Raw genomic sequence first — 21,112 nt, 5'->3', positions numbered from 1 at the left:
AGCTTGAGCTTTGATATGCCTTTTTCATATGTAATTGCTGGTATAACCGAAACATATTCTAGATCAATCGTAGTTTTACTTAATGTTCACTTGAACAAAATGAACATGCTTGTTACAAATGTTTGACGATAAACTTTCAGGAGCCTATGCACATGCTGACCGAACGCCAGCAACAAATTTTAGATTACTTAAAGCAACGTAATGATGTTCAAATCGATGAGTTGGCCGTTATCTTCTCGATGACGACACAAACAATTCGTCGTGATGCGAAGCTGTTATGTGAACAAGGTTTGGCGAGACGGGTGCACGGTGGATTGAGTTTACCAACGACTCTGACCAACACGACCTATCAATTTCGCCGTGAGGTTGAATCGACGATTAAACAACGAATGGGAAAAGAGGTCGCGCAGCAAATTCCAGAAGGTTCCACAGTTATGATGGGGATTGGTACCTCCGTTACCTATGTTGCGCAGTTCTTGACTGATATATCGTCACTTCGTGTGATAACAAATAACCTTCAAGTCTCGAAAATTCTGGAGTCTAATCCCAATGTAGAAGTTTACCTATGTGGGGGCGTCGTTCGAAGTGAACATCAAGATCTTGTTGGTCATAGTACGTTACAATTTTTAGGTAATTTTGAAGCGGATATTGGCATTGTCGGTTGTGCCACTATCACGCCGTCTTTATTGGCGATGGAGCATGAAGTGCAAGAGTCGGAAATATCAAAAACGATTATGATGCAATCACGCCAAAGCTGGTTATTGGCCGATGCGAGTAAGTGGGAACGCCTTGCTTCAGTTAAAGTCGCGAGCTTAACCGATTTCGCAAGAGTGTATACCAATAAAAAGGAGTTATCCGATGAATGCTCTTTGTATTTTGTTGAGTAATAAGCAGTTGTGTTATTAATCAGAAATTAAGCCAATGTTACCTGCCATAGATCTTCTTGTCTTAGATAGATTAATGTCACTCTCATTTGAGTAGCTTTTATGTTCGTAAAAGCGCTGTTTTACTTGTATTGAGAGTTCGTCAACAACCCAAAACCAAATTCATATAGCCCTACACGATAATGTGATTTCCTCACATTGGTTAAATGATATGTGAACTAATCAAACATGTACTAATATTCATTATCTCAACTTAATTTATTGATTATATGTAAATTTCATAAAGGAAGTAATTATCGTGTCATTACAACTTAGAGTTATTCGTGATAACCAAACCTCTTACTGGCCACTAGATGTATCTTTAAGCTATGGAGTCGAATCTGGTGCGATTTATACGCTGGTAGATGAATTAGGAGTGGCAGTCACTGATGGTATAGAGTTAATTCGTAAAGACGATGATTTAGAGCTGGTTAGATATGGCGATATTGCCGCTGAAATTGTTGGTTTTTATAGTGATACAGATATCGCTGCCTTTTATTGGGTTGAAGGTGGCGAACTGCCTGTCGATCCTTCTTCTGAGGTTGCGGGAACGTTTATTTCAAATCATGACTTTGACATTGAGCAAGGCTTAGTTTGGTCGTTCGAAGCAGGCAACACGAGCGGTAACTCTAATTTCGTCACAATGGGCGTAGTTGCATTATTGGGTGGCGCTGTAGCCAGTGGTTCAAGTAGCTCGAGTAGTTCAGGTACAACTAACCTAGAAACAGCAGGGTACGATATCAATTTAACCGCTGCTGCGGGTACATTTATCTCAACAGTGGGCGTTAAAGTGTATGACGAGAGCGGCAATCTTCTTTATAGCGATAACTGTGATCTGTCAGCCAGCACAGCATCATTGACGATTGACTCAAATTATGTCGGGCCAATACTGGTTGTGATATCCGATAATAATGGAGCGAGCGGTGACTATATCGATGAAACTACGAATACAAGTACCAGTCTGAAGACTTCTTTAAGTGCAATGACAGTGGCCGATGGTAATGATGTGCGTGTGAGCGTTACCCCACTTACAGAGTTGGCCGTACGTAAGGCTGGGATAGAGAGTAGTAATGTCAGCAGCTTATCTTTGACCACAGCGGATGTCGCCATCAATGATCAAATAGGAGAACTATTTGGGATTGATGACATTACCGGTGAGGTCGTTACTGTACTCGATGATGACTATAACACTGGTGATGGTACCAGTAATGCTGAAATTTATGGAGAGGTATTGGCAGCACTTTCCGGGGCGGATTCCCTCACCATCAACGGTATTGGAGATACACTCGATTCGCTTGAAGCTAAAATTACAACTGACTCAAGCGGTGTAACCATGAGTGCTGATGGGGTCTCTGTGGTTACTCAAGGTGTTGATGCTTATGAAACAGCAATTTCGGAAGTGTTAAGCAGTACAGTGCTTGCAGTGCCAATTATTGAAGCAGCTTCTGGTGGTGTTAGTGCATCTGAAGCAAGTGCTGGTGTCGAGGTGATAGCCGCATGGGCCGTGATTGGGGACAGTGTAACTATAAGATGGGGAAGTGAGCAATATATTGGTATTGCCAACTTGAATAGCAATGGTGATGTTGTAGTCACGGTACCGGAGAGTACGATCATTGCAGCCGGAGAAGGTGAAATATCGGTAACCTCACAAATTAGTGGGGCAGATGAAAGCCCAGCGATCATGATTGAGGTTGATATCACTGCACCGACTGTTGGTTCAATCAGCGCTACAGATGATGTAGGTTTGCAAGTCGGGGCATTAGTAAGTAGCGACACTACTGATGATTCAGGCTTAGTGCTAAGTGGGACAGGTGAAAGTGGCAATACAATCACGCTATACAACTCTCTTAGCCAGTTGACGATGGTCACGGTTGCTGACAATGGCACTTGGAACTATACGGCGGCAGTTGCTGATGCCACCAACTACAGCTTTACGTACACTGAAACGGATACCGTGGGTAACATCAGTGCAGCAAGTGGACCTTTTGAGGTGACAGGCGATATGACAGCACCAGTTAGCCCAACGATCGATACAACCCAAGGAACCGTGGATTACCTTGAAGGAACAGCAGAGCCAGACTCAGTCGTCACTGTGAGTTTTACAAAAGACAGCACCAATTACAGTTACACGACCACCGCAGATGGAAGTGGGGACTGGTCACTAGATGTTACTAGTGCAGATAATAATGGTGCTACACCCGAATTGGTTTCGGGGAATGGTTTGTCTGTCATGCTGAACAGCATCGATTCGGCAGGGAATACAACGACATCGACCGCGAATACCACGGTAAGTATCACTGACACGAGCGTGGTAGTGTTCGACCTTACTACTGGACTGTCATCGGATCATAGTTCCCGAACGTTCGATACGGCGACATCGTATACGATATACATAATGGTGTCGTCGGAGAGTGAAGTTGTGAATTTAAACGGATCAGAGAAGTGGCAGCAAGCAGGTAATTTATCCAGTGATGATACATTTGTGATTGTGGGGGATGGCAGTGCCATATTGGGTGATGAAGGTTTGCCAGCGACTGGTTGGTCCATGAGCTCATGGACGACGTCGAGTACATTATTTTGGTATTTGGGATCAGGTGGAGGTATGGCGCTGGCTTTGTTTTCCGCCGGTAATGTGTCTCGTGACTACAACTACCAAACTGAAAGTGTGGACTTATGGACAGGAACTATCTCTGTTCCTGGCTTTTCTAACATCAACAAATCATATGTTACAACACTTCCATCGTCAGTATCGGTGCCCGCGTAACGTACTACCATACATTGCAGCGCTATATTTTTTGAGTTGGTTATTTTTGAATAGGATATTGAGAATGTCCGTTGATTATTTTTACACTACAATGAACCCTACCCAAGAATAATGAGAATAACTTGGGTAGGGTTCAGTATTTACTTCTTATTAATCACATCACGATAATGACGTTGCTGCTTTATCACCAAATGCAAAACGTCTCGCTTCAACAATGACATCAACGATTGAATATATCAGCATAATCATTGAAGAAATTGGGATACATGAATAGAGAATCCACTGTTTGATTTGAAATACCGTGGTAACTTGATTCGTTCTCATGGTGAGTTTTAGCGAATACCAAAATAGTATCGCCATAAAGACAGCCGAGATAATCACAATAACCAACTTATAAAAATGCTTTAAGCGCACATTTTTAATGCGTGCACTGATCCAGTCTCCAACTGAAAAGTGAAGTTTCGAACACCATAATCCGGCTGCTCCATAAAACACCAATGCTGCAAAGCTGAGTTCGATGATTTCGTCAAACCAATGGAATGAGCTAATCGTGACAACGCTTTGAATCACGCCAGCAATGCCATCGAATCCATTGTTAAGTAAAAACTGAACGAAGTCATTAATCAATCTCAACATGATATTCGCAAACAAAAGAGTTCCAAGCACGGTAAACATGGTCATCGCGATATAACGCAAAATTCTCTGAACCCAAATGTCGGCTGTTTTCAATAAACTAATCATTACATTTCTCCCATAATTAGGTTAGGTAAGAACAGCGATATGCTAGGGACAAAAGCAATCAGTACCGTTATTAAGAAGATCATAAGTAGGTAAGGCCATACTCGCTTGGCCAGCGCGGGCATTCCGACTTTGGCAAAACTGTCGACTGCGAAGAGACACATTCCCACCGGAGGCGTTAGGTTACCAATCATGATCAGCAATACCATTACGACACCAAAGTTGACGAGATCGATATCGAACATCTGGGCAATCGGCATAAACAATGGCAGCGTAATTAAGAAGATTGCGTTACCTTCCAAAAATAGCCCCATGGTTAAAACGATACCGATAACGATCCACATAACAGTTGATTGAGTAGCACCGAATCCCACCAAGGTTTCGATAATACTGTCTGGTAGTTTCTGGTGAATGATCAACCAACCAAAGAAGTTCGCTGCTGAAATGATAAACAGTAAGCTGACCGATTGCGTGATCGATTTATAGATGATTCCAGGAACTTCTTTGAGTTTGAGATCTTTATAATAGAAACCAAGAAGAGCCGCATAAACACACACTACTACTGACGCTTCGGTTGGCGTAAAGAAACCACTCATAATGCCGCCAATGATAATCACTGGAGCCATTAAGGGCCAAAATGCACCGTTGAAAGCAGAAAAGCGTTCTCTGATTGTTGCTTTATTTGGATCGCATGGGTAGTTCTTTCGCTTGGCTAATATGCTTAATGCAATCATCATCCCAATCGCCATCATGGCTCCGGGAATAAAACCTGCGAGGAACAAACGAGCAACCGAAACGCTGGTGATGGACCCATAAAGTACAAAGGGAATACTAGGTGGTATGACAGGGCCAATGACAGAAGATGCGGCAACAAGTGTTGCAGAATCTGCTGGGTCGTAGCCTTGATCGACCATGGCCTTGTGTTCGATTTGTCCTAAGCCTGCAGCGTCAGCCACTGCAGAACCAGACATACCAGAGAAGATAACACTCGCAACGATGTTAACTTGCCCAATGCCGCCAGAGATATGTCCGACCATCGATTTTGCAAAACGGAATATACGGTCGGTAATTCCGCCGGTATTCATTAAATTACCCGCCAGGATAAAAAATGGGATCGCTAAAAGAGTAAAACCTGTCGTACCGTAATACATACGGTGAGGTAACATGGCTAAAAGGCGAGCATCGCCCAAGCCAACAAAAAACATTACTGATGTTAAGCCAATCGCGACCACAACGGGCACGTTAATCAGTAGTAGGAAAATAAGAACGCCGAATATAGCTAAGGTCAACATGCTGAGTGCAAACTCCCTGTTTTTAAAACAGATTTCGCCTCAAAAGAGGCGAAATCGAACAACATAAAATGTCTAAATTGTTGAGTTATTTAACCGATTTAGTCATCTCAATCCATTTATCAAAGTTTTCAGCGCCTACTTTCGCTTTGATTTGGTCATATGCAGGACCCATCATCGCTTGGAAAGGTGCAAGATCAGGTTCATCAATTTGGATGCCTTGAGCACGCATCGCTTCGATTTGTTCTAATTCTTCAGCGCGTGATAGTTTACGCATCAATAAACGAGCAGAGTCAGACTCTTCACGAACAATTTGTTGCTGTTCTGCGTTCAAATTAGACCAAGCATCTTGCGATACAACGTGAACCATAGAGCTGTACAAGTAGTTGATGATCGAGATGTATTTCTGAGACTCGTAAAGTTTCAAGTTGTAAATCACGCCGATAGGGTTTTCTTGTCCATCAACAACGCCTTGACGCATTGCCATGACAAGTTCGCTGAACGAAATGGTTTGAACGTTAGCACCGATCGCGCCCATTGCTGCTTGATAAGTCATTGCAGGTGGAGTTCGAATTTTTAAACCTTTAATATCTTCAGGCGTTAAAATTGGACGTACAGAGTTGGTTAACTGACGGAATCCCCAATCCCAACTAGAAAGATAAACAAGGCCAACTTTCTCAAGTTCTGGTGCAGCCCACTCTTTGAATGGTCCATCCAAAACGCGGTCAGCATGTTCAGCATTACTTAGCGAAAATGGGATGCTAACAGTGTCAAATAATGGAACATGTTTTGCTAATTGGTCTTGTCCAGAGAGGCTCATATCAACTACACCTAACATTACCTGCTCTAGTACTTCTGGAGGACTTCCCAATGCATTATTAGGGTAGAGCTCGACTTCAACTTCGCCGTTAGTACGTGCTTCTACGTTTTTAGCAAATTGCATTGCAGCAATATGGGAAGGGTGCTCTTCAGATCCAAAGTGGCCAAGCTTGAGTTCAACAGCAGAAAACGCTGTTGATGCCCATGCTAAACACATAGCCGACACTAAACCTTTTTTTAATTTTGAACGCATAGTTAACCTCTAATTTATTATAAGTTTTCTTGCTTTGGTTCTAATGTTTATATGAATAAACACATTAACTCTGCACGATTTTATCTAATTCTTAAAACGTACAAATATTTATTATTATTCAACTGAATTAATAGTGATATATTTGAAAATACATCTATATTTTTAATACATAAAAGTGGTCACAAAACACAACTAGTAATACAGTTCACTACTTAAATCATTTAAATAGATTGCATATGAAATAAATAAAAACATTTATATGCAATTAAACTACACCATCATTCTCAATGAATGCCTATGTGTTGCAATTTTGTAGTGTTTGAGAATATAAATCCTTTAAAAACAGCTTGTTAGTCTATATCTGATCTGAATTTATAATCATCTTGTATTACAATTACTATAACAATATTTTATGAGAGAAAACTAAGTTATAGATCTCATTTCTAGTTTAAATTCAATCTGAAATATATTAAAAACATGATGTACAATATATGAGAATCATCAATATATGAGAGAGTGTGAATAACAATTAGATTAGATTTTGTTGATATTATGAGTGTTGTGTTTCGTATGTCACAATAAATAAAAAATAAAGCTTTTGTTAAATTAACTTTTAGTGCGTTCTTAGCGACAGCGTAAAGAATAATAAGTGTGACTGGTATCTCTAATTAGTGCGATTATATTAACTTATTTAATTATTAGGCCAGTTTTCATGTAATGGCTAATTATTTCATCACTTCTTAATTGTATTGAGTGGTCGGGTGGTGGAAGTCAAAATGGGTGAGTCAATACTAGCTAGCTGTGTTCAATGTTCTTTGTGAATGGAGATTCATGAGCCACTGAGGGAGCCGAGTTAGCCAGATTTTGGTTTCACGTTTCTTGATGTGTCGTTGTTATAAATTACCTGAGTAAGTTCGGTACGTCGCTTCGCTAGAGACTTATAACGGTTCTGGTTTAGAAAAGTAATGACCCTGTGCATAATCAACGCCTAACATCGTTAAGGCTTCGACTATATTTTGATCTTCAACAAGTTCAGCAATAACTTCTTGCCCAGAGGCCTTTGCTATATCACAAATCGACTTAACGGCTGTAAAGTACATTGGGTTTTCCATCATGTTGCCAGTAAAAGCACTGTCAATTTTGATCTTATCGGTCGGAAATTCTTTTATATGGGTATAGGACGAATGTTCACACCCTAAATCCTCTAAAGTAAACTTACAACCAAGTTCCTTTATGTTCGAAATAAAAGAACGGACACGTTTTGTATTGTTAATTGCAGTCGTTTCAGTAATCTCAAAACAGATCTTTTCAGGAGGTATTATATTTGATTTAACTTTATCTTTAATAAAATTTTCTAAACTATCGTCTATCAATGAATGATCTGAAATATTAATAGCAATAGTCGCTATATTACTTATTTCTTGGCTGGAATTTTCATAATGTTTATAGACAGAGTTAATTACCCACTGATCTATTTTGCTACTTAATTGATACCGCTCTGCAGTTGGGAAAAAGCAATCGGGGCTGACGATATTACCACTGTTATCATGCATCCTTAATAGAACTTCGAAATGTTTACCAGGCTGTTGATTTTGTAATGAAACTATATCTTGTTTATACAAAATAAATAGATTATTACTTATGGCATTATTAATCTGATGAACCGATAATATGTTTTTTCTCTTATCAGAAGATTCTTCGCTACTGATATCAAATAATTGTACGGAATTTCTACCTGATTCTTTAGCTGAACTACATGCGATATCAGCAGAATTTAATATACTTGTTGTGGTACTACTATTAATTTTAGGAGCCAAACCTATGCTTGCACTTAATTTAAAGGTTTCTTCCTCCCAGTGGTAAGTTAAACTTTGAATATTATCTTTTATAGTATTTGCGACAAGTAAAGCACTGTTTTCTGAATAGTCTTTAAGTAAAATTGCAAACTCGTCGCCACCCAACCTAGCAACTGTATCAGAATTGCTTACGTTATCTTTGAGTATACGGGCAACGCTTACTAGTATTTCATCTCCAGCGGCATGTCCGCAGGTATCATTGATCGTTTTAAAATAATCTAAATCAATAAAACATAAGAAGTAACTATGCTCGTCATCTTTGATAATGTCATTTAAGTTGCGTTCAAATGCTCTTCTGTTATGCAATTCTGTGAGAGGGTCATGCGAAGCTTGATGACACAGAGATTGGGTTAATAACTTAAAATCATTACTTAACTCGATAATTTCAGAAGGAGCATTACTGGTCGATTGAAAATCGCTACCTATTATTGCTTTATTCGCTGAATTAATTAATTCGTTTAATGGCTTACAAATTCTTCTATTTGCCCACCACCACAATGCAATTATTAATATAAAAAACAAGATGCGTGAGACTAAACTAACATCTTGCATAAAGTCTTTTTCTTGTTCGAGAAGAATAGAATCTTGTTCTATGTTATTTTTAGTTTCTTCTATAATAAATGAGATATCCTGAAATAAAGCGAAGCTGACAGCGTCATACTCTGATAATAACTCACGTAAACGATTATTAAGATTTTCTTCAGTTGTATTTCCTATAATATCTAAATAGCCATTTATTGTATTAATATGAGTGATCACATTTTCTATTTTTATATTTAGATGGTTGAAAGGGTTTTCTTTTTGTATTATTGATAGCTCATCTGTTATGTAATGACCCATATTTTGTGCACCAAAAATCAGGTAGGTATTACCAGAGGCTATAACAAGATCGGTTGAAACAAGAAATTGAGAAACACTATTATCTATTCTTTCTAAATCTTTTCCCCATAAAAGACTTTTGGTGTGTTTATCAACAGAAGCTTGGACATGATCAAAATGATAATTTAATACCTTCTCCAACATATATGCGCCGAGTAAACAACTTAAAACGAGGACAGCTAAATAGCTTCTTATTCTCATAGGAGTCTTTTAATCAACTTTATTCGAAGTAAGTAAAAGATTTTTGTTCCAACTTATTTCGGTAATTGCTAACGTTTTAAATGCCGATCGAAGCGCTAAAAGCACGATAGGTTGCGCATTAGGAAAGGTTTCCTTGCCTAACTCTGACAATGATTCACCATCTTTACTTAAAAAGGTTTTTAATTGTTCAAATGTTTTGTTTTGTACGTGTTTAGTAATATTCTGTACCACATTGTCGTTACATTCAGGACTGCGACAACGCTGAAAATAAAAGCCTTTTAGTGTTTTATCGACATTAATTGCCCATGCGATTTCAATTAATCCCCACTTTGCCCACTCCGATCGCGCTTGTAGGAAACCAGTGTGTTTTTTATCTTTATAAAGTAAGTATAAAGTATGCTTACCGACTTCATTTTGGTGAATGGTAAAAGAGAGTTTATCTTTAACTGATTTTCTGTCTTCATTTGTAATAGGGGTCACTAATGACCGAAATTCGTAACCTTGACCATAAAGTATTTGGATCGCTGAAACAGGATCTCTTAGTGAACAAAAAGCCGCATTTGCATAAGGTACGGTTATTGTTTGTATTAAGGTCAATACAAGTAAAGTTTTGAGCTTAGTGAACATACGTTAACACCGATGTGTACTGGTTATCATAATCTAAACCTGATTTGTAAATTAAAAACTGGGTCTATCTCTATTGTAGTTGTATCTTTTAGTTTATGTTTGTATTGAGCGCTGATATCAAAACAATTGTGGCTTAACCACTGCACACCTGCCAACCAATAACTGGTAGATTGAGTATCGCTACCGACTTGATGATCAACTTCTGTACTTTGATATCCTAGTTGAATATAGCTTGAGAGACTTTCTTTGGAGCTCATCCATAGCGTTTCTGCTAGGGCATTAACCGTGTCATTATTTGCCGTTGAGCCGATAGATGATTCAGCTCTGAACTGCCACTGATAATAATAGTATGAAGCATCTAACCCTATTTTTTTCCTTTGAGTTGTACCATTTCTTCCCAATACATCACCGGAAAACCAAGACATGCCTAAAATCGTATTTTTATTGCTGAGAGTGCCTATTCTTCCAGAAAAAATGTGGGGGTTATCTCTAGATGTGATCTCATTCCCAGAACCTCGGGTTAGTGCCACCTCGTATTCTAACTGAGGCAGTATGCCATTAATTGAAACTCCCCAATCGGCCTTGATCCCTCTATCACTGTAGGTAAATTGACGTAAAGTACCATTGGTATCTAGCTGATATTCTAAACCGTAAGGAATTTCTAAATGACCCAATTTAATATTGAACTGACCTTGACTTAATGCCGTATAATTGAAATTAGCAATTCGCCACGTAAGTTCGGTATCGTCACCATCTTCAAAGGTAAATCCAGGATTGCTTACATTATCTAACTTAACAACATAGGGTTGAAAAGTTAGCGTACCTATATCAGATGTTTGGTTACTAAATACTTTGTGGATATCTAGACCAATAGATGTCATTAAACTGTTGTGGTTTTTATCTATATTACGTGTTGCTCTAGACGCAATATCGATTGCCCACCGGCTATTTTCACCTAAGATTTGAAACCCATTCGTTTCAGCATAGGAGAGGTGCGGTATAAAACCGATAATAGGCATAAATAAAGCTGTAAGTGTTTTTCGCATAGGTAACAGTTTTCTCGGAATAATCTGGCTTAACCTAACTTTGATGTTAACTGTCGACAATAATCAAAAATAGATGAAAAAGTTTAACCTAACCTGAGTGTAGTCTAAGTTTCGAAAAACACACTTAGTGCTCAGTCTTAATGTTTCAGAAATTCGTTGATTAACTCTATATTGATCAGTAATTTATTTGATGTGAATAGTGAGCTTCTGTTTTATGAAAAACCAGTAGAACTTGTTTTTATAAAAGGAGCTAAAGCTGTGCTGGTTGTTCCTGATTAACAATTGTTCGAAAACTATTGAGGAACTAGAGTTCGGTTGCCCATAGTCAATAATCCCTCAATATGTGCCGCTTTTATGGTTACCTAATCATGTGGCTTTTTCGTTTAAGTTAGTATTTCCGACCTTAGTGCTGGTTGGTTTCACGATGACACCAATCCCGACCAGAAAAAAAGCAGATGCGATAAGTTGGGCTGGTGACAATGCTTCTCCATGCATGAAGTTCCCACTGATTAAAGAAAATACGGGTACCAACAAAGTAAGTGGTGCAGTGGTACTTAAAGGGTATTTAATTAGCAGTAAATTCCATATCCAATAGCCTAATAAGGTGGTTGGATAAGCTTGAAAAACAACCGCTATTGTTGTGTTCCAGTCCCACAGCTCTACTGCTTGCCATAGTATTTGCTCGCCATGTAAAAGAGTTGCAAATAACACTAATGGTATTGGGGCGAAGAGCATTCCCCACACATTAAATGCGAATGCTTGTGTGGTTTGTGAGGCTTTAACAATAACGCTCATCAATGTCCAACTGCACGCCGCAATCAGAATTAAAATTACACCCTCTAAGGTGACATTGCCAGAGGCATCAAGAAGTAAAACCACCAAAGCACATAAGGCAAGCAACGCACCGATCAACTTTCGCTGAGAGGGACTTTCCTTTAATACCCAAATGCCAACAGCCATACCTATTAACACATTGCTGGAAAGCAATATAGATGAAATTCCTGATGATAATCCCGCGGTAATTGACCAAGATGCCATTCCCCAAATCCCTACACCAAAAACAACGCCATATCCGATTAAATAGCGCCATTGAACATTGGGTTTGGCGATAAAAAAGATCGCTGGAATAACCGCAAGTGTAAAACGTACCGCCGTTGCGATAAGCGGGTTTACATTGGTTACCCCTAATTTGATCATCGAAAAATTAAAGCCCCAAATTGCCATCAATGCAATCGCAAGTAATAAATCACGTCGTTTCACTCTTATCTTGCTCCATTTAGTTGTTTATTGAGCTGAGTATCGCTTGTGTACTGGTTAGGGTACAGATACAATTTTTAAAATAATTACCAGTACAGTTGGGTGTGTATTCGATGAGTATTTATAAGCAACTCGCCAATCTCTTCATCGAAGAGATCATCAATGGCAAGCGAAAAGAAGGCAGCAGAATGCCGTCACTTCGTACCCTTGCGCGTCAAGAGGCCATTAGCATGTCGACAGTGGTGAGCTGTTATCAAGAGCTCGAATCTCAGGGTTGGATTCACTCACGGCCACAAGCTGGGTATTTTATTTCTCCAAGTTCACGAGCTCATGCCACACCAGACCTTGTGCAGTTTGTTAGCCAAGTTTCCACCGTTAAACCTAGTCCAATTCTCTATGCGACGAAAAATGGGCCATTAGGAGAGTCGAATACCCCTAATGATGAACAAACTGTTCTTGAATTAGAGCGATCGTTTCGCCGTACGTTGAAACGCTTAGGCAGCAAGGTCGATCAATATCCAGATAAGCAGGGCGAACCTATTTTTCGGCAAGCGTTATCGTCACATTTTTCCAAGCTTGGCCTGCACTTCGATTCATCTGAACTGGTGATAACAGCCGGGTGCATGTCGGCGGTAAAAGTTGCACTAGAGTCTTGTACACGTGAAGGCGATATCATTGCGATCAGCTCTCCTTGCTTTAATGGCATCATCGAACTTCTCGGTAGTATGTCACGCAAGATTGTTGAAATTCCTTGCCTAGAAGAGGGTATTGACCTTGAACAGTTCGAAGCACACCTTAAGGAGAACAGTATTGATGCGGCGGTGTTTTGTACATCACACATGAATCCGCAGGGCATTACGATGTCATCGCAACAAAAGCAAAAGTTAGCTCGGTTAGCAAACCATTATCAAGTGCCAATCATTGAAGATGACGTTTATCTTGAACTTTCATATTCGTCTCAAATTCCGTTGCCGGCAAAGTACTACGACAAAGGCGGATATATATTATGGTGTGGGTCAGTTTCAAAGAGTCTTTCCCCTAGTTATCGTTTGGGTTGGTGCTTACCGGGTAAGTTTCAAAAGACCTATCAAAATATCATCGCTGTCACTGGCTTTGGTGTTACGATGCTCACACAACTGGCTATCGCCGATTTCATTAGTTCGGGCCAATATAACAAGCACCTTAGGCGAAGACGCGCTCAACTATTGGTATTGCGTCAACAATATTTGAGTTACTTAATTACTCACCTATCGCCAGACGTAAAAATCAGTAACCCACAGGGTGGAATGGTTTTATGGCTACAAATTCCCTCTTTAAATCGACAGGCATTTACTAAGGAAATATCGGAGTGTAACTTAGATATTCGCGCGGGAACTCTGTTTAGCACACGAGCACTCTATGACGAGTGTGTTCGAATTAATATTGGTCATCCATTAGCAGGGCATGCAAAAGAGGAACTCGATAAGATGATAGCAATAGTTGGTCGATGCTCGTGATATTGATATTTTTTCCATCAGCATTTAATGACTCTATTGTTACTGTCTGATTGTTCGGGTTTTTTAGGTTAATTGTGCTTATCTGTTGGAAAGATAATTATGATGGAAAATGATCGTTTTAAAGTGAGGTAAAAAGTGACTCTGTATCAAAGCATTGGATTAATATTGTCGATACAAACCGTTGCATTGCTTATTCCTGGGCAAAATCATATGTTATTGATGACAACCGTTTCCTATTCGAAATGGTATCGGGCGTTTACCCTGTTTGGTATTGCGAGTGCAGGGACGACGTTTGCAGTACTAATTGCAATGTCAATTTCAATTGCGGAGAATCAATTCAGTGAAACACTTTTCTTAGCGTTAAGTGCATTAGGTTGTTGTTATTTAATATATTTAGGCTTAACGCTTTTTAGGGCTTCACTGATTTCTAGAGCAAATGCTTCTTCTCGCGTTTTTTCTCAAAAGTTGCTGTCGAAACATCCCTTTGCAGTTGGATACTTGATCAATATTTCTAATCCTAAGACTATGTTGTTTTTTAGCAGTATTTTTATGACAACGTTGCCGGTTACAACGACATCGTTGCTTGATTTTGCTTTTGTAATAATACTCATATTTCTCAATTCTTTGCTAATGCACGGTATAATCGCGACGGTTTTTTCATTACCGCTGATAAAACCTTGGATATTGAGGAACCAAACTAAAATTGGTTTAGGTGCCGCGTTAATCTTTACATGTTTCGGGTTCATGAATGCATGGCGAATTATTCATCTTTTATAAGTTGAAGGGGCTAATGTGGGGGCTAACGTGCTATAAGTGGGAATTCTATATAATCGTGAATTTCTGGAGCGAAACTTGATGATAAATGAAACACGATGACAAAACTATTTGCGCTAATTTTCGCCTATTTTTTTCTGTTCTTAGCCTTTATCGGAGTGTTTCTCCCTGGCTTGCCAACAGTGCCATTTCTGCTTCTCGCGGCTTGGCTTTCAGCGAAGGGTTCCGAACGCCTACATAAGTGGATCTATGCTCACGCGATTCTTGGGCCATTGTTGATTAACTGGGAGCGGTACGGCACTATTTCGCGAAAAAGTAAAATTATCGCCGTGTTGATGTTAATTGTTAGCTTGTTCTTTATGTATCAACGGGTAGAGGTCGTATGGTTATTGGTCGGGGTTACAGTCTTATTTATTTGTGTTGCGACGTTTTTAATTACAAGGCCTGAGCCCAGCGAATAAAATACTAGAATCCGAGTGTTAACCTAGTGCTAATCCGTATTCGGTACAACCAACTCAAAACACGCGCCATCAAAACGTGACGTTGTAATGTTAAGTTCACCACCGTAGCTACTCAAAATGTCTGTCACTACCGCCAGTCCTAATCCTTGTCCTAAGCTTGCCGTATCTGAGCGAGCACCACGCTTAAGAATTGAAGTGCGCAGGTGAGGAGCAATACCAGGGCCATCATCTTCAACAGTCATTTTTAACCCTTTTGCGGAAATTTCCACCGAAACCACAAGTTTACTTTTTCCGTACTTACATCCGTTTTCGATGACGTTACCCATCATTTCCATTAAATCGCTATCATCACCATGAAAATGGATATTGTCAGCGATGTTCAGTTGAATATCGATATGGGAATAGATATCGAGCTTGCGCAAAGCATCGGTGAGACGCTGAATCAATGGCAATACCGCTACGTTTCCAGTAAGAGGTTGATGGCCTAAATGTGCCCGACTGAGATGGTGATTAATGATATTGCTCATACGCGACACCTGCTCCCCAACAAGCTCGTTCTGTTTTGTCGGTTCACTGCCGTGATGACTCGATTGAATGATGGCGAGGGGGGTCTTAAGGCTGTGAGCAAGCTCGGATAATGTGTTTTTAAAGCGCTGGCGTTGAGACTGTTGAGCATTAAGCACTCGATTTAAATTATTGATAACTGGCTTTAACTCTTTTGGATATTTTCCATCAAGACGCTTAATCTCACCTGACTCCAAACGCGAAAGTTCATCGGCGACATTATCGAGTGGTCGCAGGCCCCAACGAGTGATCAAATATTGGATGACGAGAAGGGCAAGTGTCAGCCCTAAAATCCAAAGAATAATTTGGCGACTGAAACTGCTTAACTCAGCTGCGAGAGTTTCGGGCGTGTGTGTGACGACAAATCTCAGCAAGGCTTCATCATTCCCAGATTGCCAGCTCGTATCATAAGTTAATTGGTAGTAGGGAAAGTCATTTGATGGTATCTGAAACTGTACTTTTCCGGGAATAATTGGCGAGTGTGTATGAAGCATAGGCTGATTTAAAACAAGACTCGACTTTGAACGCCACAATGGTTTCGATTGGCCGGTAATCCACGCATACTGACCACTACTAGGTTGTGTAAAGCTAGGCTCAGCCATAACGTCTGGCATAAACAACCCATCTTCTTCCAGCTCTGCATCGCTCATTAAGGTGTAAGCCTGACTCTGCATCTGGTTTTGTAATGACGTTTCTAAGCTGGTCTTAAACGCGCTATACAGCATTAGCGAACCTACAATCATAAACGCAGGTAAGACGAGCAGAGAGGTAAGCAACAGTCGATTTACTAGCGAATAGTTACCGGTGAGATGCAATTTGGATTTCGAGGGGGTTGTTTTAGTCATTGATGACAAACTTATATCCTTGCCCACGAACGGTTGCGATGGGCATTAACTGATTAGTGGGATCGAGTTTTTTTCTCAATCGACCTATAAACACTTCAATCACATTGGAATCTCGGTCGAAATCTTGATCGTATAGATGTTCGGTTAATTCAGTTTTTGACACAACCTGCTGCGGCTTTAACATTAGGTATTCCAGCGTGCGATATTCGTAACTGGTGAGCTCGATAGGTTGATTATCAAGTTCGACAGTTTTTGCTGATAGATCGAGACGAATCGGCCCTTTTTTTAGCTCTTTAGTTGCACTGCCATTGGCTCGTCTTAACAAAGCATCGACTCTTGCTTTGAGTTCTTCAAAATGAAACGGTTTGGTTAGATAATCATCGGCTCCAGCTTCTAGCCCTTCGACTTTTTCATGCCACAAGCCACGCGCCGTAAGGATTAGAATAGGAAAATTAATTCCGTGACCTCGTAACTTATTCGTAAGTTGAATTCCATCTAGTTTGGGTAAACCGACATCGATAATCGCAAGATCATAGTTGATCTCTGACCCCAAAAACCAACCCTGTTCGCCATCTTGCGCAGAATCCACCGCATAGTTTTGTTCTGAGAAGAAGGTAGTAATATGGTCAAGCATTAAAGGCTCATCTTCAACAATCAGAATTCGCATACTTACTTACCTTTCCGTTTACGCGAGTTCGATTTAATAGTCACGATTTTTACTGAGCCTTTATCAGTCAAGAGTTTCACTCTATATTCTGCTGGTTGTTTTTTCGTGAGGCGTTCAACCTTTAGAACCTTGCCGCCATAGTTTCTTTGTGCGATTTGTGCAGCTTCAGACTGATTCGATGCGGTTAGAGGCCGATCTTTCGCATTAGCCATGGAAAAGCATGAAAGCGTAATCGAAATCAACAAAACGTGGAAAATGGTTCGCATAAGTGGCCTCAAAATTGTGTTCTTGGGTTCGTACTAGATTAATCTTATGCGAACTCACTAAAGTTGACAGCTTAAATTTTCGTTCCGAACACGAAATTGCCATTATCTAGCTCGATGCTGATCGTGTTTTTGTTTAAAGACCAACTCACTTGAGTGTCTTCGCATTTGCTTGTGATGGCGCTTTTGAAATGGTACCTGAATACGTTTTCCAGGATGGTGTTTGGTATGGGTATGGTAGCGATGTCCATTGTATCGATACGTCACATCATACCCAACTAATACGCGTTCATGGTTGACTTGAAATGATGTTGAACAATGGCGGGTCGGGCTATGGTGCCCATTGCCGTGACTTATGTTTGCGCCAATGGTCGCGCCGATGATCGAGCCTGCAATTAGGCCAACTTGTTTATTTGCTCGGTTTGAACCAATTGCATGACCCACGGTGCCACCAATGACGCCTCCTACAATTGCTGGACCAACTGACGTATGTTTTGGGTTTGAAAGATGGCGAGAGCCCCCATTTTTACGACACGTTTCAACCGGTACACGATGACGAATATGCTCGTATACAGGTGTTGCTTTAACCACTCGCGCGTAATCATAATGGGATGAGCGCTTAGCCATAACAGTTGGACTTAAGCAAATGGTTATGAGTGCTGTTGTTACAGTAAAAGCTGTGGTTAATGTTTTCATCTCTGTTCTCCAAATGAGTATCGACCTTGAAATTCATAATAAGGAGTAGAAGCTGAACATAACCTGAATGAAAATTATTTTATGAAGGATTAACCATCAATGTTGATTATTAGTGATCTAAGGTTAACTATTTCTACTGGTTTATTTGCTTTTCAAAGCGTTACTCAGTCAGTAAAGTTATATTAAACAGCTGCGAGACATTAATTTAAGCCTCATGGAGAGAGCATGATCATTCGAGAAGTCACCGTATTAGATGCTGAGCGAATCGCCGAGATCTATAATTATTACATCGCCTCAACCACTATTTCCTTTGAAGAAGCGCCAATATCTGCTCAAGATATGATGCAACGTATCGAGACCATTACGGCATCAGGGTTTCCTTGGATCGTTGCGTTAGTTGACAATGAGATCGTTGGATATGCCTATGCGAATCATTGGAAAATGCGCTCAGCGTACCGGTATTCCGTCGAGTCTTCGGTCTATCTTGTCCATGACTCGACGGGTAGCGGAGTTGGGCGAGCACTCTATGGTGAGCTTTTAACACAATTACGAACACGTGGCTTCTCGACAGCGATTGGTGGAATTGCTTTGCCAAATCCAGCGAGTATTGGATTACATGAGAGTCTAGGTTTTAAAAAGGTCGGTGAATTTTCGAATGTCGGTGTTAAGTTTGGTGAGAAAAAATCGGTCGGTTACTGGCAGTTAGAACTCTAACACCAATAGTGCGATTTATAATTCTGGGTCACCAATATCAAAGGTAAATTTTATGATCGATTGCAATGAGTACGATTATATTGAACTAAGCTGCTTATATCGTTTTCCAGTGCGGTTAACGATGAAAGAGGGTGACTGTATAGAAGGAATTGCACGTGATACAGTTCGTAATGCAAGCCGTCACGAATGCATCAAGCTTAGTTCGAATAACGATGATATTCTGATTGAATTAGAGTCGATATTAAAGTTAGAAGTGTTGATTGATAATCCACATTTTTCACAAGTTACTTTTAAATAAGCTCAAGGAATTGATATGAAAATACTTAATGTACTTTTACTCGCTATGTCTTTGGTGGCTTGTGCTGGAATTCCAGAAACTATTGAGCCTGTTACCGATTTTGATGTAAATAAATATTCTGGAAAATGGTATGAAATTGCCAGGTTAGATCATCACTTTGAAAGGGGGCTAGAGAAAGTCACTGCGACTTACTCAATAAATGATGATGGCGGTGTGCGGGTTGTAAATAGAGGATTTTCAACCGAAGCTAACGAGTGGAAAGAGGCGATAGGTAAGGCTAAATTCGCTGGAGATGAAAATATCGGTCACTTAAAAGTGTCATTTTTTGGTCCGTTTTATGGCTCTTATGTGATTTTCGATCTAGATAAAGAGAGTTATCAATACGCTTTTATCACCGGTAGCGACGATTCACTTTGGTTTTTATCAAGAACTCCAGTTGTAAGTGACGAGCTGAAAGAAAAGTTCGTTACTATGGTCAAAGAAGCTGGGTATAACGTTGATGAACTGATTTTCGTTAATCAGGAATGATGTTACTTTTCAGGACATTTCGTAGGGACGACCCTATGAGATCTTTATTCAAACGGGGACGACCCCATTTCAAGGTGTCGTAATGAGCTGGTTAGTTCTTATATTTGCTGGGTTACTTGAGGTTGCTTGGGCGGTTGGACTCAAGTACACAGATGGTTTCACTAAGCCTTTCCCTTCTATTGCAACTGTCACAGCGATGGTCGCAAGTTTTTATTGCCTCAGCATTGCAATGCGTACACTGCCGTTAAGTATTGCGTATACCGTATGGGTTGGAATAGGTATGGTTGGCGCAGTTATCTTTGGTACTGTCTTTCTTAAAGAGCCTTTGAGCACGTTAAAAATGATCAGCTTACTGCTCATTATTATAGGTATATTAGGACTGAAAATATCGTCGGCCGGATGACCAGTAAACATTAATTTCATACAATCACTATCTTAAATATGTATAGTGTTTTATTCGATGTACCCATTGGTGGCCAACACGTCACGAAGAACTATTTAGGAGAAGATATGGATATCGCGATACTCACTTTTGATGGATTTAACGAGCTGGATTCCTTTATTGCAGCGGGTATTCTGAACCGAATGAAAGATGCCGGTTGGAACGTACAAATTACAAGTCCGTCAGAATACGTCACGTCGATGAATGGCGTTACTATTCAGTCTCAACAAACTCTAGAATTTGCGAACCATGCAGACGCCGTATTGTTTGGGAGTGGTATGCTAACCCGAGACATTGCCCAAGACAGTAATTTACTATCAAAGTTAAAGCTTGATCCTCAATCTCAAATAATTGGTGCTCAATGTTCAGGTACGTTGCTGATGTCTGTACTTGGTTTATTGCATGATGTGCCAGCCTGCACAGATTTAACAACGAAGCCTTGGGTTGTCGAATCAGGAATTAATGTTTTGGACCAGCCTTTTTACGCGAAAGGGAATCTTGCGACAGCAGGAGGATGTATGGCGTCACAGTATTTGGCTGCGTGGGTGATTTGTAAACTATCCGGAAAGGCTGACGCAGAATCGGCCATTCATTATGTTGCGCCAGTCGGTGAAAAAGAAACTACAGTCGAACACAGTATGTCAGTTGTCGGAGCGTATTTATAAATCCGATCATCAAGCCGATCTACGTGTCATCTAAAGTTGGGTTCACA

At 40.2% G+C, this 21,112-nt stretch carries 21 protein-coding genes; 10 read left to right on the top strand and 11 right to left on the bottom strand.

Features of this window, described 5'->3' with window-relative positions; translation table 11 throughout:
- Positions 1-152: 152 nt before the first annotated feature.
- Both ACWU4D_RS17175 and ACWU4D_RS17170 read left to right on the top strand, forming a co-directional pair.
- Positions 153-887, top strand: a complete 735-nt coding sequence (locus tag ACWU4D_RS17175; protein WP_456052679.1) for a DeoR/GlpR family DNA-binding transcription regulator — start codon at positions 153-155, stop codon at positions 885-887.
- 295 nt (positions 888-1,182) lie between these two features.
- On the top strand, positions 1,183-3,687 hold the full coding sequence (locus tag ACWU4D_RS17170; protein WP_456052678.1) for an Ig-like domain-containing protein: 2,505 nt from the start codon (positions 1,183-1,185) through the stop codon (positions 3,685-3,687).
- A gap of 159 nt (positions 3,688-3,846) precedes the next feature.
- On the opposite strand, the gene ACWU4D_RS17165 is transcribed toward ACWU4D_RS17170, so the two are convergent.
- From ACWU4D_RS17165 to ACWU4D_RS17135, 7 genes are all read right to left on the bottom strand, one after another.
- Entirely contained in the window at positions 3,847-4,428 is a 582-nt protein-coding gene (locus ACWU4D_RS17165) for a TRAP transporter small permease (protein ID WP_456052677.1), read from the bottom strand.
- Positions 4,428-5,717: a TRAP transporter large permease gene (locus ACWU4D_RS17160; protein ID WP_456052676.1), complete on the bottom strand. Its 1,290-nt coding sequence runs from the start codon at positions 5,715-5,717 to the stop codon at positions 4,428-4,430. The genes ACWU4D_RS17165 and ACWU4D_RS17160 overlap by 1 nt, the downstream gene beginning before the upstream one ends.
- A gap of 85 nt (positions 5,718-5,802) precedes the next feature.
- Complete coding sequence (locus tag ACWU4D_RS17155; protein ID WP_456052675.1) at positions 5,803-6,786, bottom strand: TRAP transporter substrate-binding protein; 984 nt, start codon at positions 6,784-6,786, stop codon at positions 5,803-5,805.
- A 938-nt stretch (positions 6,787-7,724) separates the two neighbouring features.
- Positions 7,725-9,665 (bottom strand): putative bifunctional diguanylate cyclase/phosphodiesterase, encoded by a 1,941-nt coding sequence (locus tag ACWU4D_RS17150; protein ID WP_456052674.1) that lies wholly within the window; start codon positions 9,663-9,665, stop codon positions 7,725-7,727.
- A 66-nt stretch (positions 9,666-9,731) separates the two neighbouring features.
- Positions 9,732-10,349 carry a hypothetical protein gene (locus tag ACWU4D_RS17145; protein WP_456052673.1) on the bottom strand — a complete coding sequence of 206 codons (618 nt, stop codon included), beginning with the start codon at positions 10,347-10,349 and terminating at the stop codon, positions 9,732-9,734.
- Positions 10,350-10,375: 26 nt separating this feature from the next.
- Complete coding sequence (locus tag ACWU4D_RS17140) at positions 10,376-11,395, bottom strand: hypothetical protein (RefSeq protein ID WP_456052672.1); 1,020 nt, start codon at positions 11,393-11,395, stop codon at positions 10,376-10,378.
- 366 nt (positions 11,396-11,761) lie between these two features.
- Positions 11,762-12,655: an EamA family transporter gene (locus ACWU4D_RS17135; RefSeq protein ID WP_456052671.1), complete on the bottom strand. Its 894-nt coding sequence runs from the start codon at positions 12,653-12,655 to the stop codon at positions 11,762-11,764.
- A 110-nt stretch (positions 12,656-12,765) separates the two neighbouring features.
- Here ACWU4D_RS17135 and ACWU4D_RS17130 point away from each other — a divergent pair, with 110 nt between their 5' ends.
- The 3 genes from ACWU4D_RS17130 (at position 12,766) to ACWU4D_RS17120 (ending at position 15,383) form a co-directional block, all read left to right on the top strand.
- Positions 12,766-14,148, top strand: coding sequence for an aminotransferase-like domain-containing protein (locus ACWU4D_RS17130; RefSeq protein ID WP_456052670.1), 1,383 nt, complete (start codon positions 12,766-12,768; stop codon positions 14,146-14,148).
- 135 nt (positions 14,149-14,283) lie between these two features.
- Positions 14,284-14,925 (top strand): LysE family translocator, encoded by a 642-nt coding sequence (locus tag ACWU4D_RS17125; RefSeq protein ID WP_456052669.1) that lies wholly within the window; start codon positions 14,284-14,286, stop codon positions 14,923-14,925.
- A gap of 95 nt (positions 14,926-15,020) precedes the next feature.
- Positions 15,021-15,383 (top strand): YbaN family protein, encoded by a 363-nt coding sequence (locus tag ACWU4D_RS17120; protein WP_456052668.1) that lies wholly within the window; start codon positions 15,021-15,023, stop codon positions 15,381-15,383.
- Between the two features lie 29 nt (positions 15,384-15,412).
- Here ACWU4D_RS17120 and ACWU4D_RS17115 read toward each other — a convergent pair whose 3' ends face one another.
- From ACWU4D_RS17115 to ACWU4D_RS17100, 4 genes are all read right to left on the bottom strand, one after another.
- Positions 15,413-16,792: an ATP-binding protein gene (locus ACWU4D_RS17115; RefSeq protein WP_456052667.1), complete on the bottom strand. Its 1,380-nt coding sequence runs from the start codon at positions 16,790-16,792 to the stop codon at positions 15,413-15,415.
- Positions 16,785-17,459: a response regulator transcription factor gene (locus tag ACWU4D_RS17110; RefSeq protein ID WP_456052666.1), complete on the bottom strand. Its 675-nt coding sequence runs from the start codon at positions 17,457-17,459 to the stop codon at positions 16,785-16,787. The genes ACWU4D_RS17115 and ACWU4D_RS17110 overlap by 8 nt, the downstream gene beginning before the upstream one ends.
- A gap of 2 nt (positions 17,460-17,461) precedes the next feature.
- On the bottom strand, positions 17,462-17,671 hold the full coding sequence (locus tag ACWU4D_RS17105) for a PepSY domain-containing protein (protein ID WP_456052665.1): 210 nt from the start codon (positions 17,669-17,671) through the stop codon (positions 17,462-17,464).
- Positions 17,672-17,827: 156 nt separating this feature from the next.
- Complete coding sequence (locus tag ACWU4D_RS17100) at positions 17,828-18,418, bottom strand: glycine zipper 2TM domain-containing protein (RefSeq protein ID WP_456052664.1); 591 nt, start codon at positions 18,416-18,418, stop codon at positions 17,828-17,830.
- A 225-nt stretch (positions 18,419-18,643) separates the two neighbouring features.
- Here ACWU4D_RS17100 and ACWU4D_RS17095 point away from each other — a divergent pair, with 225 nt between their 5' ends.
- From ACWU4D_RS17095 to ACWU4D_RS17075, 5 genes are all read left to right on the top strand, one after another.
- The gene (locus ACWU4D_RS17095; RefSeq protein ID WP_456052663.1) at positions 18,644-19,132 is read left to right on the top strand and encodes an arsinothricin resistance N-acetyltransferase ArsN1 family B; all 489 of its coding nucleotides are present in this window, start codon (positions 18,644-18,646) and stop codon (positions 19,130-19,132) included.
- A 52-nt stretch (positions 19,133-19,184) separates the two neighbouring features.
- Positions 19,185-19,430: a Rho-binding antiterminator gene (locus tag ACWU4D_RS17090; protein WP_456052662.1), complete on the top strand. Its 246-nt coding sequence runs from the start codon at positions 19,185-19,187 to the stop codon at positions 19,428-19,430.
- A 15-nt stretch (positions 19,431-19,445) separates the two neighbouring features.
- Positions 19,446-19,958: a lipocalin family protein gene (locus ACWU4D_RS17085; RefSeq protein WP_456052661.1), complete on the top strand. Its 513-nt coding sequence runs from the start codon at positions 19,446-19,448 to the stop codon at positions 19,956-19,958.
- An 82-nt stretch (positions 19,959-20,040) separates the two neighbouring features.
- Entirely contained in the window at positions 20,041-20,361 is a 321-nt protein-coding gene (locus ACWU4D_RS17080; protein WP_456052660.1) for a DMT family transporter, read from the top strand.
- A gap of 107 nt (positions 20,362-20,468) precedes the next feature.
- A complete protein-coding gene (locus tag ACWU4D_RS17075; RefSeq protein ID WP_456052659.1) occupies positions 20,469-21,065 on the top strand; it encodes a DJ-1/PfpI family protein in 597 nt (198 codons plus the stop codon).
- Positions 21,066-21,112: the final 47 nt, after the last annotated feature.

Source organism: Vibrio phycocola (assembly GCF_053850235.1).
The sequence above is the reverse complement of the archived record's forward strand: the minus strand, read 5'-3'. Positions and strand labels throughout refer to the sequence as shown.

Coding starts and splice junctions, on each gene's coding strand:
- ACWU4D_RS17085 (WP_456052661.1), top strand. CDS start 19,446: ATGAAAATACTTAATGTACTTTTACTCGCTATGTCTTTGGTGGCTTGT.
- ACWU4D_RS17140 (WP_456052672.1), bottom strand. CDS start 11,395: ATGCGAAAAACACTTACAGCTTTATTTATGCCTATTATCGGTTTTATA.
- ACWU4D_RS17165 (WP_456052677.1), bottom strand. CDS start 4,428: ATGATTAGTTTATTGAAAACAGCCGACATTTGGGTTCAGAGAATTTTG.
- ACWU4D_RS17110 (WP_456052666.1), bottom strand. CDS start 17,459: ATGCGAATTCTGATTGTTGAAGATGAGCCTTTAATGCTTGACCATATT.
- ACWU4D_RS17145 (WP_456052673.1), bottom strand. CDS start 10,349: ATGTTCACTAAGCTCAAAACTTTACTTGTATTGACCTTAATACAAACA.
- ACWU4D_RS17160 (WP_456052676.1), bottom strand. CDS start 5,717: ATGTTGACCTTAGCTATATTCGGCGTTCTTATTTTCCTACTACTGATT.
- ACWU4D_RS17100 (WP_456052664.1), bottom strand. CDS start 18,418: ATGAAAACATTAACCACAGCTTTTACTGTAACAACAGCACTCATAACC.
- ACWU4D_RS17115 (WP_456052667.1), bottom strand. CDS start 16,792: ATGACTAAAACAACCCCCTCGAAATCCAAATTGCATCTCACCGGTAAC.
- ACWU4D_RS17075 (WP_456052659.1), top strand. CDS start 20,469: ATGGATATCGCGATACTCACTTTTGATGGATTTAACGAGCTGGATTCC.
- ACWU4D_RS17090 (WP_456052662.1), top strand. CDS start 19,185: ATGATCGATTGCAATGAGTACGATTATATTGAACTAAGCTGCTTATAT.
- ACWU4D_RS17130 (WP_456052670.1), top strand. CDS start 12,766: ATGAGTATTTATAAGCAACTCGCCAATCTCTTCATCGAAGAGATCATC.
- ACWU4D_RS17175 (WP_456052679.1), top strand. CDS start 153: ATGCTGACCGAACGCCAGCAACAAATTTTAGATTACTTAAAGCAACGT.
- ACWU4D_RS17120 (WP_456052668.1), top strand. CDS start 15,021: ATGACAAAACTATTTGCGCTAATTTTCGCCTATTTTTTTCTGTTCTTA.
- ACWU4D_RS17105 (WP_456052665.1), bottom strand. CDS start 17,671: ATGGCTAATGCGAAAGATCGGCCTCTAACCGCATCGAATCAGTCTGAA.
- ACWU4D_RS17080 (WP_456052660.1), top strand. CDS start 20,041: ATGAGCTGGTTAGTTCTTATATTTGCTGGGTTACTTGAGGTTGCTTGG.
- ACWU4D_RS17150 (WP_456052674.1), bottom strand. CDS start 9,665: ATGTTGGAGAAGGTATTAAATTATCATTTTGATCATGTCCAAGCTTCT.
- ACWU4D_RS17095 (WP_456052663.1), top strand. CDS start 18,644: ATGATCATTCGAGAAGTCACCGTATTAGATGCTGAGCGAATCGCCGAG.
- ACWU4D_RS17155 (WP_456052675.1), bottom strand. CDS start 6,786: ATGCGTTCAAAATTAAAAAAAGGTTTAGTGTCGGCTATGTGTTTAGCA.